1 protein-coding gene is annotated in these 799 nt (G+C 37.0%); it reads left to right on the top strand.

Annotated features, from left to right (window positions below):
• Window positions 1-672: methyl-accepting chemotaxis protein (locus BKN38_RS12165; protein WP_253747070.1), on the top strand; the 672-nt coding region annotated here is incomplete at its 5' end.
• Between the last annotated feature and the right edge of the window lie 127 nt (window positions 673-799).

Raw genomic sequence — 799 nt, 5'->3', positions numbered from 1 at the left:
CTTGACTTCTCCACCCAAGTAGCAAACGCACAAGGTAGAGTAGAAGTAGTCACAAACACACTAGGAGAAGAAATAAGAAAAATGCTAAAAACTTCTCTAGACTTTGCAAACTCTCTAAATAATCAAAGTGGCAAACTAGAAGAAGCAGTCCATGCCCTTACTAAATCTTCTAACTCTCAAGCCTCTTCATTAGAACAAACTGCAACAGCAGTAGAAGAAATAACTTCATCTATGCAAAATGTCTCTGGTAGAACTAATGAAGTCATACAACAAACAGAAGATATAAGAAATGTCATAGGCATAATTAGAGATATAGCAGACCAAACAAATCTTTTAGCACTAAATGCAGCTATTGAAGCTGCTAGGGCTGGAGAGCATGGAAGAGGATTTGCTGTTGTTGCTGATGAAGTGAGAAAACTAGCAGAAAGAACTTCTAAATCACTAGGAGAAATAGAAGCTAATACAAATCTACTTGTCCAAAGCATAAATGATATGGCAGAATCCATAAAAGAACAAACAGCAGGTATAACTCAAATCAATGAAGCTATATCTAACCTAGAATCTGTCACACAAGAAAATGTCTCTATTGCTAACACTAGCTCACAAATCTCTAATGAAGTCTCTGATATTGCCAAAGCAATACTAGAGGATGCGAATAAGAAGAAGGTGTAATCCACCTTTGGGTTTTGGGGTTTGTGGTTTGTGGTTTAGTGTGGTTTTTTTGCCTTTTGTTTTTGGTGCTTTTGTATTTTTTGCTTTTTTGGTGTGAGGGGTGATGCAAGCAAATAGTTTGGAGGGG

Origin of the sequence: Helicobacter sp. CLO-3 (assembly GCF_001854545.1) — a bacterium.
Taxonomy (GTDB): domain Bacteria; phylum Campylobacterota; class Campylobacteria; order Campylobacterales; family Helicobacteraceae; genus Helicobacter_B.
The sequence above is the reverse complement of the archived record's forward strand: the minus strand, read 5'-3'. Positions and strand labels throughout refer to the sequence as shown.